This window comes from Staphylococcus sp. HMSC036D05 (assembly GCF_001836225.1).
GTDB lineage: Bacteria > Bacillota > Bacilli > Staphylococcales > Staphylococcaceae > Staphylococcus > Staphylococcus caprae.
In genome coordinates, this window is sequence record NZ_KV827772.1 from 49,438 (window position 1) to 64,614 (window position 15,177).

The 15,177-nt window shown below is 35.0% G+C and carries 19 protein-coding genes; 18 read left to right on the forward strand and 1 reads right to left on the reverse strand.

Annotated features, from left to right (window positions below; genetic code table 11):
- Nucleotides 1–17: 17 nt before the first annotated feature.
- From HMPREF2580_RS00335 to fabZ, 16 genes are all read left to right on the forward strand, one after another.
- Nucleotides 18–542 carry a TIGR01440 family protein gene (locus HMPREF2580_RS00335; RefSeq protein WP_002445581.1) on the forward strand — a complete coding sequence of 175 codons (525 nt, stop codon included), beginning with the start codon at nucleotides 18–20 and terminating at the stop codon, nucleotides 540–542.
- A gap of 24 nt (nucleotides 543–566) precedes the next feature.
- On the forward strand, nucleotides 567–1,805 hold the full coding sequence (glyA, locus tag HMPREF2580_RS00340) for a serine hydroxymethyltransferase (protein ID WP_070830004.1): 1,239 nt from the start codon (nucleotides 567–569) through the stop codon (nucleotides 1,803–1,805).
- A 28-nt stretch (nucleotides 1,806–1,833) separates the two neighbouring features.
- Nucleotides 1,834–2,463, forward strand: a complete 630-nt coding sequence (gene upp / locus HMPREF2580_RS00345) for a uracil phosphoribosyltransferase (protein ID WP_037541861.1) — start codon at nucleotides 1,834–1,836, stop codon at nucleotides 2,461–2,463.
- A 36-nt stretch (nucleotides 2,464–2,499) separates the two neighbouring features.
- Nucleotides 2,500–3,618, forward strand: a complete 1,119-nt coding sequence (gene wecB, locus HMPREF2580_RS00350) for a non-hydrolyzing UDP-N-acetylglucosamine 2-epimerase (RefSeq protein WP_070830027.1) — start codon at nucleotides 2,500–2,502, stop codon at nucleotides 3,616–3,618.
- A 167-nt stretch (nucleotides 3,619–3,785) separates the two neighbouring features.
- The gene (locus HMPREF2580_RS00355) at nucleotides 3,786–4,136 is read left to right on the forward strand and encodes an ATP synthase subunit I (RefSeq protein ID WP_070830005.1); all 351 of its coding nucleotides are present in this window, start codon (nucleotides 3,786–3,788) and stop codon (nucleotides 4,134–4,136) included.
- Nucleotides 4,137–4,162: 26 nt separating this feature from the next.
- The gene (atpB, locus tag HMPREF2580_RS00360; protein WP_070830006.1) at nucleotides 4,163–4,891 is read left to right on the forward strand and encodes a F0F1 ATP synthase subunit A; all 729 of its coding nucleotides are present in this window, start codon (nucleotides 4,163–4,165) and stop codon (nucleotides 4,889–4,891) included.
- Nucleotides 4,892–4,935: 44 nt separating this feature from the next.
- Nucleotides 4,936–5,148, forward strand: a complete 213-nt coding sequence (atpE, locus tag HMPREF2580_RS00365; protein WP_001048816.1) for a F0F1 ATP synthase subunit C — start codon at nucleotides 4,936–4,938, stop codon at nucleotides 5,146–5,148.
- A gap of 95 nt (nucleotides 5,149–5,243) precedes the next feature.
- Nucleotides 5,244–5,759 (forward strand): F0F1 ATP synthase subunit B, encoded by a 516-nt coding sequence (locus HMPREF2580_RS00370; protein WP_002445575.1) that lies wholly within the window; start codon nucleotides 5,244–5,246, stop codon nucleotides 5,757–5,759.
- Nucleotides 5,759–6,298, forward strand: coding sequence for a F0F1 ATP synthase subunit delta (locus tag HMPREF2580_RS00375; RefSeq protein ID WP_070830007.1), 540 nt, complete (start codon nucleotides 5,759–5,761; stop codon nucleotides 6,296–6,298). The genes HMPREF2580_RS00370 and HMPREF2580_RS00375 overlap by 1 nt, the downstream gene beginning before the upstream one ends.
- A 22-nt stretch (nucleotides 6,299–6,320) precedes the next feature.
- A complete protein-coding gene (gene atpA / locus HMPREF2580_RS00380; RefSeq protein WP_002445571.1) occupies nucleotides 6,321–7,832 on the forward strand; it encodes a F0F1 ATP synthase subunit alpha in 1,512 nt (503 codons plus the stop codon).
- A gap of 111 nt (nucleotides 7,833–7,943) precedes the next feature.
- Nucleotides 7,944–8,810 carry an ATP synthase F1 subunit gamma gene (gene atpG, locus HMPREF2580_RS00385; protein ID WP_070830008.1) on the forward strand — a complete coding sequence of 289 codons (867 nt, stop codon included), beginning with the start codon at nucleotides 7,944–7,946 and terminating at the stop codon, nucleotides 8,808–8,810.
- 21 nt (nucleotides 8,811–8,831) lie between these two features.
- On the forward strand, nucleotides 8,832–10,244 hold the full coding sequence (atpD, locus tag HMPREF2580_RS00390) for a F0F1 ATP synthase subunit beta (RefSeq protein ID WP_002445568.1): 1,413 nt from the start codon (nucleotides 8,832–8,834) through the stop codon (nucleotides 10,242–10,244).
- A 19-nt stretch (nucleotides 10,245–10,263) separates the two neighbouring features.
- On the forward strand, nucleotides 10,264–10,668 hold the full coding sequence (locus HMPREF2580_RS00395) for a F0F1 ATP synthase subunit epsilon (protein WP_002445567.1): 405 nt from the start codon (nucleotides 10,264–10,266) through the stop codon (nucleotides 10,666–10,668).
- Between the two features lie 150 nt (nucleotides 10,669–10,818).
- Nucleotides 10,819–11,052, forward strand: coding sequence for a DUF1146 family protein (locus tag HMPREF2580_RS00400; RefSeq protein ID WP_037541859.1), 234 nt, complete (start codon nucleotides 10,819–10,821; stop codon nucleotides 11,050–11,052).
- Nucleotides 11,053–11,161: 109 nt separating this feature from the next.
- Nucleotides 11,162–12,427 (forward strand): UDP-N-acetylglucosamine 1-carboxyvinyltransferase, encoded by a 1,266-nt coding sequence (murA, locus tag HMPREF2580_RS00405; RefSeq protein WP_044466358.1) that lies wholly within the window; start codon nucleotides 11,162–11,164, stop codon nucleotides 12,425–12,427.
- A 41-nt stretch (nucleotides 12,428–12,468) separates the two neighbouring features.
- Nucleotides 12,469–12,906, forward strand: coding sequence for a 3-hydroxyacyl-ACP dehydratase FabZ (gene fabZ / locus HMPREF2580_RS00410; RefSeq protein ID WP_002445561.1), 438 nt, complete (start codon nucleotides 12,469–12,471; stop codon nucleotides 12,904–12,906).
- Nucleotides 12,907–12,961: 55 nt separating this feature from the next.
- On the opposite strand, the gene HMPREF2580_RS00415 is transcribed toward fabZ, so the two are convergent.
- Nucleotides 12,962–13,405, reverse strand: coding sequence for a YwpF-like family protein (locus HMPREF2580_RS00415; RefSeq protein ID WP_037541858.1), 444 nt, complete (start codon nucleotides 13,403–13,405; stop codon nucleotides 12,962–12,964).
- Nucleotides 13,406–13,597: 192 nt separating this feature from the next.
- On the opposite strand from HMPREF2580_RS00415, the gene HMPREF2580_RS00420 reads away from it, so the two are divergent.
- Together HMPREF2580_RS00420 and HMPREF2580_RS00425 are read left to right on the forward strand one after the other, a co-directional pair.
- Complete coding sequence (locus tag HMPREF2580_RS00420) at nucleotides 13,598–13,993, forward strand: single-stranded DNA-binding protein (protein WP_002445557.1); 396 nt, start codon at nucleotides 13,598–13,600, stop codon at nucleotides 13,991–13,993.
- Nucleotides 13,994–14,384: 391 nt separating this feature from the next.
- Nucleotides 14,385–15,107 (forward strand): transglycosylase family protein, encoded by a 723-nt coding sequence (locus tag HMPREF2580_RS00425; protein WP_002445556.1) that lies wholly within the window; start codon nucleotides 14,385–14,387, stop codon nucleotides 15,105–15,107.
- The last annotated feature ends 70 nt before the right edge of the window (nucleotides 15,108–15,177 follow it).

Sequence of the window (15,177 nt, forward strand, 5' to 3'; positions counted from 1 at the left end):
CAAAGGGGTGGGTTCAAATGCGTGATTTACAAAAACTGCTTGACGAACTAAAAGATATGTCGTTCTTTAAGAAAGGCGAATTGTGTATCATTGGATGTTCAACTTCAGAAGTGATTGGTGAAAAAATTGGTTCAGTGGGATCAATGGATATTGCTAAAGAAATTTTTGAAGCATTGAAACAAATTGAAAAGGATACAGGCGTGTCGTTTGTCTTTCAAGGATGTGAACATATCAATAGGGCGATTACAATGGAAAGCACAAATTTCAACCCACTGACTATGGAAGAAGTTACTGTTGTTCCAGATGTACATGCAGGTGGAAGTTTATCCACTTATGCTTATCAACATATGAAAGATCCAATTGTAGTAGAACATATTACTGTTCCAAAAGGTATAGATATTGGTCAAACATTAATTGGTATGCATATTAAACATGTTTGTGTTCCAGTTAGAACAAGTGTTAAACAAGTTGGAGAAGCTATCGTTACCATAGCAACATCAAGACCTAAGAAAATTGGTGGCGAACGTGCTAAATATCATTAATATTAAGGAAGAAGGGGATTTTTTATGTCTTATATCGAAAAACAGGATAAAGTTATTTTTGAAGCAATTCAAAAGGAGTACAACCGTCAAAACGGAAATATTGAATTAATTGCATCTGAGAATTTTGTATCTGAAGCTGTTATGGAAGCACAAGGCTCAGTTTTAACAAATAAATATGCAGAAGGATATCCTGGTCGCCGTTACTATGGTGGTTGTGAGTATGTAGATGTAACTGAAACTGTTGCAATCGACCGTGCTAAAGCATTATTTGGTGCTGAACATGTAAATGTGCAACCTCATTCAGGTTCTCAAGCCAATATGGCTGTATATCTAGTAGCCATTGAAATGGGAGATACTGTTTTAGGAATGAACTTAAGTCATGGAGGTCATTTAACACATGGCTCACCAGTGAATTTCAGTGGTAAATTCTATAATTTCGTTGAATATGGTGTAGATAAAGAAACTGAACGTATTAATTATGACGAAGTACGTCGATTAGCTTTAGAACATAAACCAAAATTAATTGTCGCTGGAGCTTCTGCATATTCAAGAACGATTGACTTCAAAAAGTTTAAAGAGATTGCGGACGAAGTTGGCGCTAAATTAATGGTAGATATGGCACATATTGCTGGATTAGTAGCAGCTGGTTTACATCCTAACCCTGTGGAATATGCTGATTTTGTTACGACTACGACACATAAAACTTTACGTGGACCTCGTGGGGGTATGATTTTATGTAAAGAAGAGTATAAAAAAGACATAGATAAGACAATCTTCCCTGGCATTCAAGGTGGACCTTTAGAACACGTAATTGCTGCTAAAGCCGTAGCATTTGGAGAAGCATTGCATAGCGACTTTAAAGTTTATCAACAACAAGTCATTAAAAATGCTCAAGCTTTGTCTAAAACTTTAATAGATGAAGGGTTTAGAGTTGTCTCAGGTGGCACAGATAACCATTTAGTAGCTGTTGATGTTAAAGGTTCTATTAATATTACTGGTAAAGTAGCAGAAGAAACACTTGATAAAGTAGGCATTACTTGTAATAAGAATACGATTCCATTTGATCAAGAAAAGCCATTTGTTACAAGTGGTATTAGACTTGGAACACCTGCAGCAACAACACGTGGTTTCGATGAATCAGCATTTGAGGAAGTAGCAAGAATCATTAGCTTAGCTTTAAAACATACAGATGATGAAGCTAAACTCAATGAAGCTAAAGAAAGAGTACACGCCCTTACTTCAAAATATCCACTATATGAATAATAGATAAACACATTGGAGGAATATGAAAATGAGTAAAGTACATGTTTTTGATCATCCGTTAATTCAACACAAATTAAGCTATATTAGAGACGCTCATACTGGTACGAAAGAATTCAGAGAGCTTGTAGATGAAGTAGGCATGTTGATGGCTTATGAAGTAACTAGAGATTTAGAGTTACAAGATGTTGAAATTCAAACACCTGTAACCAAAATGACAGCTAAGCGCTTAGCAGGTAAAAAATTGGCTGTTGTACCTATTTTGAGAGCAGGTTTAGGAATGACTGATGGCGTATTAAGCTTAGTTCCTGCTGCAAGAGTAGGGCATATTGGCTTGTACAGAGACCCAGAAACACTTAAAGCTGTAGAGTACTTTGCCAAATTACCTCAAGATATCGATGAGAGACAAATTATTGTTGTTGATCCAATGTTAGCAACAGGCGCTTCAGCTATAGAAGCCATTTCATCATTAAAACAACGTGGTGCGAAAAGTATTCGTTTTATGTGCTTAATCGCTGCACCCGAAGGTGTTGAAAAGATGCAAGAAGCACATCCTGATGTTGACATTTATATCGCAGCACTTGATGAAAAGCTAAATGATAAAGCATACATTACACCTGGTTTAGGTGATGCTGGTGATAGATTGTTTGGTACTAAATAATAGATTCGGAGATAGATATTTTTGAAGAAAAAAATTATGACCATTTTCGGAACAAGACCTGAAGCTATTAAGATGGCACCACTTGTAAAAGCATTAGAAAAAGATCCTGAGTTGGAGCCTATAGTTGTTGTTACAGCACAACATAGAGAAATGCTTGATTCAGTTTTGAAGACGTTTAATATCGTTCCTCATCATGATTTAAATATCATGAAAACAGGGCAAACATTGTCTGGTATTACATCGAAATCGATGGTTCAACTTGAGGACATAATTAAATCTGAAGTGCCAGATATGGTTCTTGTACACGGTGATACAGTCACTACATTCTCAGGAGCACTTGCTGCATTTTATAATCAAACACCAATCGCTCATGTTGAAGCAGGTTTAAGAAGTTACGATAAATATTCTCCATTTCCTGAGGAGATGAACAGACAAATGGTTGGGGTAATGGCAGACTTGCATTTTGCCCCAACTCTTAATGCAGCAACGAATTTAATTAATGAAGGTAAGGCTTCTGACAAAGTAGTTGTCACAGGTAATACAGCTATTGATGCAATGGATTATACAATTGATGATCAGTATACATCTCAAATTATTGATAAACATAGAAATAAAAAGTTTATTCTACTTACTGCACACAGAAGAGAAAATATTGGTCAACCAATGAAAAATGTGTTTAAAGCAGTGAGAAGGTTAATTGAAGATTACGATGATTTAGTTTTAGTATATCCAGTACACATGAATCCTAAAGTAAGGGAATTAGCTGAAACATACTTAGGCAATCATGAACGCATAGAACTCATTGAACCTTTAGATGTTGTTGATTTTCATAATTTTGCGAAACATGCATATCTTATTATGACAGATTCAGGTGGTATTCAAGAAGAAGCGCCATCATTGCATAAACCAGTCCTTGTGCTTAGAGAGACGACTGAACGACCTGAGGGGGTAGAGGCAGGTACCTTGAAAGTTGTGGGTACCGATGAGCAACAAGTTTATAACGCAACGAAACAATTATTAGATAATGAAATTGTTTATAACAAAATGAGCCATGCAATGAATCCATATGGAGACGGCAAAGCTAGTTTAAGAATTGTGGAGCATATCAAATTCTACTTTGGCTTATTAGATAAAAAACCTAATCATTTTAAATAACGAAAAAATTGCATTGATATATTTTGTGAATATTTTGTGACGAAAATGTCTTAAAATTTAACAAGACTTTGAATGGAATTGACACCGTACAATAGCCTGTATTATCATTTAGATTGTATGAGTGGAACGGTTTACATGATTGGTATAAGACACTCGGAGGCATATAAATGAGTCGTTTCTACATCATTTTCAAACAATATATCCAATATTATCTCTATCTCTTGATAATACTTGGGATATTGTATCTAATTGTACCCCGCCCTTTTATTTTAGGTTTATTGATAGGTGCATGTGGTTCTTTGGTTAATACATACATCTTTGAAAGCTATTTGGCAAAGGCTAAAGAGAAAGATGCTATACATATATCAACGGGCAATATTTGGAGATATTTAGTAGCAATCATTGCGTGTTTGTTATGGTTTTTCTTTAAGAATCACATCAATATCATAGGTGTATTAATTGGTTTAATGATTTCTTATATTGTAATCATATTGCGCCCTCTACTTAAAAGGGAGTAAAAATTTAATATGAAAGAGGTGAGTTTATGGATCACAAATCCCCACTCGTCAGTTGGAACGTGTTTGGATTCGATATCGTCTTTGACATGGCCAGTGTTATGATGGTAGTTATTACAGCGATTTTGGTTTTCATCATAGCTATAATATGTACACGTAATCTTAAAAAACGACCAACTGGAAAGCAAAACTTCATTGAATGGGTATTTGATTTTGTAAGAGGTATCATTGAAAGTAATATGGCTTGGAAAAAAGGTGGTCACTTCCACTTCTTAGCAGTGACATTAATTCTTTTCATTTTTGTAGCCAATATGCTTGGTTTACCATTCGCTATTATTACTAAAGATCATTATTTGTGGTGGAAATCGCCAACAGCTGATGCAACGGTGACTCTTACGTTATCTACAACTATGATTTTACTAACGCATTTTTATGGTATTAAAATGCGTGGACCTAAAGCATATGCAGCTGGATACTTTAAACCTTTCTGGCCACTTGCAATCATTAATGTATTTGAAGAATTTACATCTACATTAACGTTAGGTTTACGACTTTATGGGAATATCTTTGCTGGTGAATTACTACTAAGTTTACTAGCAGGATTAATTTTCGAACAACCAGCATGGGGTTGGATTATTAGTATTCCAGGTTTAATCGTTTGGCAAGCTTTCTCAATCTTTGTTGGCACAATCCAAGCGTATATCTTCATTATGCTTTCAATGGTTTACATGTCACATAAAGTGGCAGATGGACACTAAATTAATTTAATAATTATATACAATTCTTAGGAGGAAAATTTATTATGAATTTAATCGCAGCGGCAATCGCAATTGGTTTATCAGCATTAGGTGCAGGTATCGGTAACGGTCTTATCGTATCTAGAACAGTTGAAGGTGTAGCACGTCAACCAGAAGCACGTGGTCAATTAATGGGTATCATGTTCATTGGTGTTGGTTTAGTTGAGGCTTTACCTATCATCGGTGTTGTAATTGCGTTCATGACATTTGCTGGATAAGACATATTAAGGCGAAGTCTGTTACAAGACTATCGCCGTTCGTTTTGTTTTTTATAGCTTAGTGATTATATCGACGAAAGGAGTGTCATGAGCCCGTGACTGCAACAGCTAATACATTCGTTCTAGGTGCAGGTGTACAATGGGGAACAATGCTTGTAACTATAGCCACATTCGTAGTACTACTTGCACTATTAAAGAAATTTGCTTGGGGTCCATTAAAAGAAGTAATGGACAAACGTGAGCGTGATATCAATAAAGATATCGACGATGCTGAACAAGCTAAAGTTAACGCTCAAAAACTTGAAGAAGAAAATAGAAAGACACTTAAAGAGACTCAAGATGAAGTTCAAAAAATCTTAGACGATGCTAAGATTCAAGCTCGTAAGCAACATGAAGAAATTATTCATGAAGCAAACGTAAGAGCTAACGGCATGATTGAAACTGCTCAAAGTGAAATTAACAGTCAAAAAGAACGTGCGCTTGCTGATATCAACAATCAAGTATCTGAACTATCAGTATTAATCGCATCTAAAGTTCTTAGAAAAGAAATTTCAGAGCAAGATCAAAAAGCATTAGTTGAAAAGTATTTAAAAGAGGCAGGGGATAAATAATGGTAAAGGTAGCAAAAAAATATGCCAAAGCATTATTTGATGTCTCTAACGATACAAATCAATTAGATGTAGTATATGAAGATTTAGAAACGATTAGTCATTCATCTTTTGACTACATTAAAAGTTTAAAAGCGATTGATAGTAACCCTTCATTAACAGCAAATGAACGTAAAACGTTCGTTAATGAGGTTTATAGCAGTGCAAATGAATATGTTGTTAACACGCTAAAAGTTTTAGCAGATAACCGTCATTTATCATATATTGAAGATGTATTTAGAGCTTTTCAAAGCTTATATAATGCACACTACAATCAAGACTTTGCAATTGTAGAGTCAACTTATGAATTAAGTGAAGATGAATTATCAAGAATCGAACAATTAATTAAGAATCAAACACATTTATCTAGAGTAATTGTAAGCACTAAAATCAATCCAGACTTAATCGGTGGATTTAGAGTGAAGGTCGGTACAACTGTGATGGACGGTAGTGTTAAAAATGACCTTGTTCAATTACAAAGAAAATTTGAAAGAGCTAACTAATATTTAAAGAGGAGTGACATAGATGGCCATAAAAGCTGAAGAAATCAGTGCATTACTTCGCTCACAGATTGAAAATTATGAGTCTGAAATGTCCGTAACTGATGTCGGTACTGTACTTCAAATTGGTGATGGTATTGCATTAATTCACGGATTAAACGACGTTATGGCTGGTGAGCTAGTAGAATTCCACAACGGCGTGCTAGGTTTAGCGCAAAACCTTGAAGAGTCTAATGTTGGTGTGGTTATTTTAGGACCATACAACGAAATTAGTGAAGGTGACGAAGTTAAACGTACAGGTCGTATTATGGAAGTACCAGTAGGAGACGAATTAATCGGAAGAGTCGTTAATCCACTTGGTCAACCTATTGATGGGCAAGGTCCTATTAATTCAACTAAAACACGTCCAGTTGAGAAAAAAGCAACTGGTGTTATGGATCGTAAATCAGTTGATCAACCATTACAAACTGGTATTAAAGCAATCGATGCGTTAGTACCAATTGGTCGCGGTCAACGTGAGTTAATTATCGGTGACCGTCAAACTGGTAAAACAACTGTTGCTATCGACTCAATTCTTAACCAAAAAGACCAAGATACGATTTGTATCTATGTTGCAATTGGTCAAAAAGATTCAACAGTTCGTGCAAATGTAGAAAAATTAAGACAAGCCGGAGCTTTAGATTACACAATCGTTGTATCAGCTTCAGCAGCTGATCCAGCTCCATTACTATATATTGCGCCTTATGCTGGTGTAACTATGGGTGAAGAGTTCATGTTTAATGGTAAACATGTTCTTATCGTATATGATGATTTAACTAAACAAGCAGCAGCTTACCGTGAATTATCATTACTATTACGTAGACCTCCAGGTCGTGAAGCGTACCCAGGTGATGTATTCTACTTACATAGTAGATTATTAGAAAGAGCAGCAAAACTTAACGATGAGTTAGGTGGCGGTTCGATTACAGCATTACCAATTATCGAAACACAAGCTGGTGACATTTCAGCGTATGTACCAACTAACGTTATTTCAATTACTGATGGACAAATCTTCTTACAATCAGACTTATTCTTCTCTGGTGTAAGACCAGCTATTAACGCTGGACAATCAGTATCTCGTGTTGGTGGTTCAGCTCAAATCAAAGCTATGAAAAAAGTAGCCGGAACGTTACGTTTAGATTTAGCTTCTTACCGTGAGTTAGAATCATTCGCACAATTTGGTTCTGATTTAGATGAATTTACTGCACAAAAATTAGAACGTGGTAAACGTACTGTAGAAGTTCTAAAACAAGACCAAAACCATCCTCTACCTGTTGAATATCAAGTGTTAATTATTTATGCATTAACAAAAGGTTATTTAGACGATATTCCTGTGGAAGATATTACTCGATTTGAAGATGAATTAAACCACTGGGCAGATGCGAATGCAACTGAATTATTAAGTGAAATCAGAGAAACTGGTGCTTTACCAGATGCTGATAAATTTGATTCTGCTATTACAGAATTCAAAAAAAGTTTTAATAAATCAGAACAATAATTCTACCTAAATAGAATGTAACTGCGAAATTGAGAGTACATTTAAGACGTCACTTCATTTTGAAAGTTTAAAGTGAAGCGTTAATACTCTAAATAATAAGGTGGTGAGATAATGGGCTCTCTAAAAGAGATAGATAATCGAATAAAATCGACAAAAAAGATGAAACAAATTACTAAGGCCATGAACATGGTATCTAGTTCTAAATTACGTAGAGCTGAGAAAAATACTAAACAGTTCAGACCTTACATGGAAAAAATGCAAGATGCTATTACAGCAGTAGCAGGTGCAAATAGTTCCTCAAATCATCCTATGCTTAAACCAAGAGATGTTAAACGTAGTGGTTATTTAATTATTACGAGTGATAAAGGTTTAGCAGGAGCATATAGTACGAACGTATTAAAAAGCTTAGTGAATGATATTAAATCTAAACACAAAGATAACAGTGAATACAGTATTATCGTTTTAGGTCAACAAGGTGTAGATTTCTTTAACAATAGAGGTTATGAAATCGAAAGTTCTTTAGTAGATTTACCAGATCAACCTTCATTTAAATCAGTTCAAGCGATTGCGAAACATGCGATTGATTTATATAGTGAAGAAAATATTGACGAATTAACTATTTACTATAGTCACTATGTGAGTGTTTTAGAAAATAAACCAACAACAAAACAAGTTTTACCATTATCTCAAGAAGATTCTAGCCAAGGTCATGGTCAAATGTCATCTTATGAATTTGAACCAGATAAAGAATCTATTTTAAGCGTTATTCTACCGCAATACGTTGAAAGCTTAATCTACGGTACTATCCTAGATGCTAAAGCTAGTGAGCATGCTTCTCGTATGACTGCAATGAAAAATGCTTCTGATAATGCGACTGAACTTATTGATGATCTATCATTAGAATACAATAGAGCGAGACAAGCAGCGATCACTCAACAAATTACTGAAATTGTTGGTGGTTCAGCAGCTCTTGAATAATATTAAAAGGAGGAAATCAACATGGGAATTGGCCGTGTAACTCAAGTTATGGGTCCAGTAATCGATGTTCGTTTTGAACATAATGAAGTTCCTGATATTAACAATGCCCTACACATCGAAGTTCCTAAAGAAGATGGCACGCTTCATTTAACTCTTGAAGTTGCTCTTCAATTAGGTGATGATGTTGTACGTACAATCGCTATGGACTCAACTGACGGCGTTCAAAGAGGTATGGAAGTTAAAAATACAGGTAAAGATATCAGTGTACCTGTTGGTGATGCAACTTTAGGAAGAGTATTTAACGTATTAGGAGAAACAATCGATTTAGACGAAAAAATTGATGATTCAGTACGTCGCGATCCTATTCATAGACAAGCACCTGGCTTCGATGAATTATCTACTAAAGTAGAAATCTTAGAAACTGGTATTAAAGTAGTAGACTTATTAGCACCTTACATCAAAGGTGGTAAAATTGGATTATTCGGTGGTGCCGGAGTTGGTAAAACAGTTTTAATCCAAGAATTAATCAATAACATCGCTCAAGAGCACGGTGGTATTTCTGTATTCGCCGGTGTAGGTGAACGTACACGTGAAGGTAACGACCTTTATTATGAAATGAGCGACAGTGGTGTAATTAAGAAAACAGCGATGGTATTCGGTCAAATGAACGAGCCACCAGGTGCACGTATGCGTGTAGCATTATCAGGTTTAACAATGGCAGAATACTTCCGTGATGAAGAAGGTCAAGACGTGTTATTATTCATCGATAACATCTTCAGATTTACTCAAGCTGGTTCTGAGGTATCTGCATTATTAGGACGTATGCCTTCAGCCGTTGGTTACCAACCAACACTTGCTACTGAAATGGGTCAATTACAAGAACGTATTAGTTCAACTAATAAAGGTTCTGTAACATCTATCCAAGCAGTATTCGTACCAGCCGATGACTACACTGACCCTGCGCCAGCTACAACTTTCGCTCACTTAGATGCAACAACAAACTTAGAGCGTAAATTAACTGAGATGGGTATCTATCCAGCGGTAGATCCATTGGCTTCAACTTCAAGAGCTTTAGAACCATCAATCGTTGGTCAAGAACATTACGATGTAGCGCGTGAAGTTCAATCTACATTACAAAAATACAGAGAATTACAAGATATCATTGCTATTCTTGGTATGGATGAATTATCTGATGAAGATAAACAAACTGTAGAACGTGCACGTAGAATTCAATTCTTCTTATCACAAAACTTCCACGTAGCTGAACAATTCACTGGTCAAAAAGGTTCTTATGTACCTGTAAAAACGACAGTATCTGATTTCAGAGATATTTTAGATGGTAAATATGACCATATTCCAGAAGATGCTTTCCGTTTATTAGGTAGTATGGAAGACGTAATTGAAAAAGCCAAAGATATGGGTGTTGAAGTCTAATAATTAGGAGGTATGGATAATGAATACATTAAGCCTAAATATTGTCACTCCTAATGGTTCTGTCTACGATCGTGAAGATGTAGAACTAGCTGTATTACAAACGACAGCTGGTGAAATGGGTATCATGAGTGGACACATTCCAACAGTTGCCGCATTAAAAACTGGCTATGTTAAAGTTAACTTTCACAATGGTAATGAATATGTAGCAGTTAGTGATGGTTTTGTTGAAGTTAGACAACATAAATTATCAATTATCGTCCAAACAGCAGAAGCTGCTAACGAAATCGATGTTGAGAGAGCTAAATTAGCTAAGTCGAGAGCAGAATCACATTTAGAAAATGATGATGATAATAGTGACATTAATAGAGCCAAAAGAGCGTTAGAACGTGCTAACAACCGTTTACGTGTGGCTGAGTTTAAATAATAATCAAAAAGGTTCGATGGCGTGAGCAACGCTTTCGAACCTTTTTTAAATTCTAAATACCATTCATCTTTATTTACTAATTTATTAAAGTATCTTTATCACGTTATTTCGTGTACAATGTTATACAGTAATCTTGCGAAGGAGTTTAATATGGATTATCTGAGTCAATTTGCAATTGTACATCTTTTCTTACACGTCATATGTATTTGCATAGCTTATTGGGCTTTAAACTCTATTAGATTAGACCAATTTTTCAAAAAAGGTTATGCATTACAAGTGCAAGTCTGTATGATATTCGTAGCGATTTTATTAGGAACTTCAGTAAGTAATTTTATTGTTGATTTATTACAATATTCAACTCAAGTTAAATATTTATTAAAGTAATTCTAAAACTGTTATTTATATTGAATAATGGATATAATTATAGAATGAATATTAAATAAATAATCAGGGAAATGAAGAAGTAATAGGAGTTATAAGTGGAGGATTAAAGATGGATAAAATAGTAATCAAAGGTGGAAATCGATTAACAGGTGAAGTAAAAGTTGAAGGAGCAAAAAATGCGGTATTACCAGTTTTAACAGCTTCTTTACTAGCTTCAGAGGGTGAAAGTAAACTTGTTAATGTTCCAGCTTTAAGCGATGTAGAAACGATTAATAATGTTCTATCAACACTTAACGCAGATGTTTCTTATCATAAAGAAGAAAATGCTGTGACTGTTGATGCAACTAAAAAGCTAAATGAGGAAGCGCCATATGAATACGTGAGTAAAATGAGAGCGAGTATTCTAGTAATGGGACCATTGTTAGCAAGACTTGGTCATGCAATTGTAGCACTACCAGGGGGATGCGCAATTGGAAGTAGACCGATTGAACAACATATTAAAGGGTTCGAAGCACTAGGTGCTGAGATTCACTTAGAAAATGGTAATATCTATGCAAACGCCAAAAACGGATTAAAAGGGACACAAATTCATTTAGATTTCCCAAGTGTAGGTGCTACTCAGAATATTATTATGGCAGCGTCATTAGCATCTGGAAAGTCCATTATAGAGAATGCAGCTAAAGAACCCGAAATTGTCGATTTAGCTAACTACATTAATGAAATGGGCGGTAAAATTACAGGCGCAGGAACAGATACCATTACGATTCATGGTGTTGAAAAGTTACATGGTGTAGAACATTCAATTATTCCTGACAGAATTGAAGCAGGTACACTTTTAATTGCAGGTGCCATTACAAGAGGAGACATCTTTGTACGTGGTGCGATTAAAGAACATATGGCGAGCCTAGTTTATAAATTAGAAGAAATGGGAGTCAATTTAGATTATAAAGAAGATGGCATTCGTGTTTCTGCAGAAGGTGATTTAAATCCTGTTGACGTTAAAACATTACCTCATCCAGGGTTCCCTACAGATATGCAATCACAAATGATGGCTTTATTACTAACTGCAAATGGCCATAAAGTTATTACTGAAACAGTCTTCGAAAATAGATTCATGCATGTAGCTGAATTTAGAAGAATGAATGCAAATATTAATGTTGAAGGAAGAAGTGCCAAAATTGAAGGTAAAAGTCAATTACAAGGGGCACAAGTTAAAGCAACTGATTTAAGAGCTGCAGCAGCGTTAATCTTAGCTGGCTTAGTAGCAGATGGTACGACACAAGTGACTGAACTTAAACATCTAGACAGAGGCTATGTCAATTTACATGGTAAATTAAAAGATCTTGGTGCAGATATCCAACGTGTCAATGATTAAAATGAATACAACAAAGTTTCAAGTTTCGGAGGTTTAACATAATGGAAACAATTTTTGACTATAATCAAATTAAACAAATTATCCCACATAGACAGCCATTCTTATTGATTGATAGAGTAGTTGAATACGAAGAAGGTAAGAGATGTGTAGGGTTAAAACAAGTTTCTGGTAACGAACCATTTTTCCAAGGGCATTTTCCTGATTATGCAGTAATGCCAGGAGTATTAATTACTGAAGCATTAGCTCAAACTGGTGCTGTAGCAATGTTAAATAATGAAGAGAATAAAGGTAAGATCGCACTATTCGCTGGAATAGACAAATGTCGCTTTAAGAAGCAAGTCACACCTGGTGACACATTAATGTTAGAAGTAGAAATTACTAAGATTAAAGGTCCTATTGGTAAAGGTACTGCCAAAGCTACAGTGGATGGTCAATTAGCATGTAGTTGTGAACTTACATTTGCTATTCAAGATGCATAATTAATTCAATATATAACGAAACGGGTTCCTATTATTTTGCAATAGGAACCCGAATTTAATTTCTTTCAAATTTTTCATCTTTTAATTTTGGTTTAGATTGCATCATTCGGTTAAAGGTTTTTTTAAGTTCTTCTCCTGTTAATCCTTCGTCAACTAACTCTTCTAATAGGCTTTCTGCGTACACCTGTCTTAAAGTATAAATATGACATTCAAATACAACTGACATTGTTTTCTTAAATTTCGCAACGTTTTTGACAGTGGCATCAAAGAGTGCAGGATCATTAGCCGGTCTTGTTATAACTACTCTAATATCTAATAACTTTTGGTCTTTCATATAAGTTTGAAATGTTTCATAGTGTTCATTTGAAATAACGATTTCAAGTAGCCAGCCTGTGCCACTTCCTTCTTTATTTATAATAACGCCATCCTCGATTTCATATTCTGAAACGCCACCATTTTCATTTACAATCTGAAATCGTACTGCCTTAAATGTCTTCATTATTTCACATCCCATTTGTTTTTTAAAAATATACAATAAATTAAATAACAAGCAGTGTTGTACTTATTTAATCATTATTTTCTTTAAATATATCAAAAATATACTACAAATAGCTAACGTTTTAGGGATATTTGTCACTTTGACCAAATGATCCCTCCTCAATTAAGATGTATTACAAGAAGGAGGTGACACATGTTAAATAAAATAGTAATTGTTGGTAGGTTAACTAAAGATGCCCAAATATATGAAAAGGAGGATAGTAGAGTTGCAACGTTTTGTGTAGCAACAGAAAGAAATTACAAAGACGAAAATAATGAAGTTTCGAGCGACTATTTACTTTGTAAGGCATTTGGTAAAACAGCTACGAATATTGAAAAATATACCAGTCAAGGTACTTTAGTAGGGATAACTGGACAAATGCGTTCAAGAAAATATGAAAAAGAAGGGCAAACACATTTTGTAACCGAACTATATGTAGAAACAATTAAATTCATGTCTCCCAAAACAAAAAGTAACGAAATTATCTCTCAAAATCAATTTGACGAAGACACTTATCACTCAGACGAATTTGAAACTATCAATATATAATAATTAACTCCCCCTAAACTCCATCTTATTTTAATAAAACTTAAATTATCCTTTTCTTTCAATTATACTCAAGCGACCTACTTTAATCGGCCAATATTAAAGAATAGGTCGCTTTTATAAATCCTTATTTTTAGCCCCAACATACATACAATTATCTGACAGATTTCATTTATATTACAGATACATTTTGCAATCGAAACAAATTCAAAACTGTCATGACAGTTTTGAATAGAATTTTAATTCTATTTATAATTAATTTTTAGTGTAATTCGAGTGTAAAAAAGTAACGGTTTTTTTTATTTCACTGTAACCTACACCGTATTTTCAGATGTTAGAGTGGTATTTGTAAATTAGTTAAGAAAACAAATCACTTTTAGGAGGATTTTTAATAATGAAAAAAACATTAATTGCATCATCATTAGCAGTAGGATTAGGCGTAGTAGCAGGTAACGCTGGTCATGACGCTCATGCAAGCGAAGCTACTAACGTAGATAAAGCAGAATTAGCACAAAAAGCACAATCAAATGATCAATCATTAAACGAAAGCCCTATCCAAGAAGGTGCTTATAACGTAACATTCGATTATAACGGCTTCACTTACCACTTCGAATCAGATGGTAATAACTGGAGCTGGAACTATGCACAAACTGGTCAAGCAACTCCACAACAAGATGTAAGCGAACAAGCTTCAGCTTCAAATAACCAAACTTCAGCTGAACAAGTAAGTGCACAACAACAATCTAACCAAGCTCAACCTGAGCAAACAGCTGCTCCACAAACTGAGCAAACTCAACAACCACAAGCTAAAGCAACTACTTCTTACAGTGCACCATCTAACAACACTTCAAGTAGTAAAGCATCAAGTGGTTCATCAGTAAATGTAAATTCTCATTTACAACAAATTGCTCAACGTGAATCAGGTGGCGACATTCATGCAATCAACCCATCTTCAGGCGCAGCTGGTAAATATCAATTCTTACAATCAACTTGGGATTCAGTAGCTCCAAGTCAATATAAAGGTCAATCACCAGCTAACGCTCCAGAAAGCGTACAAGATGCTGCAGCAGTTAAATTATACAACACTGCAGGCGCTAACCAATGGGTAACTGCATAATTTAAGTTTATGAGCCCAATTAACCATCTTCTCTCAATGAGAAGGTGGTTTTTTTCATGTTTTACAGCCC